This window comes from Rhizobium leguminosarum bv. viciae USDA 2370, from assembly GCF_002008365.1.
Taxonomy (GTDB): Bacteria; Pseudomonadota; Alphaproteobacteria; order Rhizobiales; family Rhizobiaceae; genus Rhizobium; species Rhizobium leguminosarum.
This window is the reverse complement of the sequence record NZ_MRDL01000069.1, coordinates 1-1,465: the sequence shown is the minus strand read 5'-3', so window position 1 is coordinate 1,465 and position 1,465 is coordinate 1. Positions and strand designations below refer to the sequence as shown.

The following is a 1,465-nucleotide window of genomic DNA, read 5'->3' as shown; positions in this document are numbered from 1 at the left end:
CGATCATGCCGCCGGCGTCACCGGCGCGCTCGTGGAAACAGGACAAGCCAAGTTCCGGCCGAATGACGAGGATGCCGACGATAGCCCCTATGCCGATGTCAGAACGGATGACGGCACCCTCCATCGTCTATGGGGCGTCAGCCTACCGAAGGCGCTCGAGGAAGGTGGCGTCTCAGAAGGCGATACCGTCACGCTGCGCAAGGACGGCGTCGAGCGGGTGACGATCAAGGTTGCGATCGTCGACGAACAAACCGGCCAGAAGCGGTTCGAGGAAAGAGAGGTCGACCGCAACGTCTGGACAGCCAAGCGGATCGAAACCGCCGCAGAACGTCAGCAACGGATCGAGCGGGAAAGCCATCGACCGGACCTGTTCAAGCAGCTGGTAGAGCGCCTGTCGCGTTCCGGCGCCAAGACGACGACGCTCGATTTTGAAAGCGAGGCCGGTTATCGCGCCCATGCCCAAGATTTTGCCCGCCGTCGAGGGATCGACAGCCTCTCTCAAGCTACGGCCGGGATAGAGGAAAGCCTTTCCCGGCGGTGGGCCGGGATTGCCGAGAGGCGCGAGCAGCTGGCGAAGCTGTGGGAGCGGGCAAGCGTTGCGCTCGGCTTCACGATCGAGCGGGAACGGCGCATCGCCTACAACGAGGAACGTGAACCCCAAACCGTCTCAGACGCGGACATTGCGAGCGGCCGATATCTGATTCCTCCCACCACAGTCTTCACCAGCAGCGTGGAGGAAGATGCGCGGCTGGCACAACTTTCGTCTCCTGCCTGGAAGGAACGGGAAGCCATCCTCCGGCCGGTGTTGGAGACGATCTATCGTGACCCGGATGCAGCCCTTGTCGCCTTGAACGCGCTTTCATCGGATACAAGTGTCGAANGCCGCCTGCGGGGTTCCGAGCTGATCGTCGACGGTCGTGCGGCACGCGACGAACGAAATGCCGCGATCACTGCCTTGACGGACTTGCTGCCGCTCGTCCGCGCCCATGCCACCCAGTTCCGCCGGAATGCCGAACGCTTCGAAAGCCACGAGCAACAGCGCCGCGCCCATATGGCATTGCCGATCCCGGCGCTCTCCGAAAAGGCGATGGCACGTCTTACCGAGATCGAGGTGGTGCGCAGGCAAGGTGGTGACGACGCCTACAAGACCGCCTTTGCGCTTGCCGCCGAAGATCGCTCGATCGTCCAGGAGGTCAAGGCGGTCAGCGAGGCGCTGACCGCCCGCTTCGGCTGGCGCGCGTTTACCTCGAAGGCCGACGCGGTTGGCGAACGCAACATGGTCGAGCGTATGCCGGAAGACCTCGCCAGTATCAGAGGCGAGAAGCTGACCCGGCTGTTCGAGGCCGTGAAGCGCTTTGCCGACGAGCAGCATCTCGCCGAGCGACGGGATCGTTCGAAGATTGTTGCCGGCGCCAGTGCCGATCAAGGGATGGAGAATGTCCCCATGCTTGCCGCCGTCACCGAG

General features: G+C 63.3%; 1 pseudogene. It reads left to right on the top strand.

Going from position 1 to position 1,465, the window contains the following annotated elements:
• A pseudogene (locus tag BS629_RS37885) lies at positions 1-1,465 on the top strand (Ti-type conjugative transfer relaxase TraA); the annotation flags it as partial.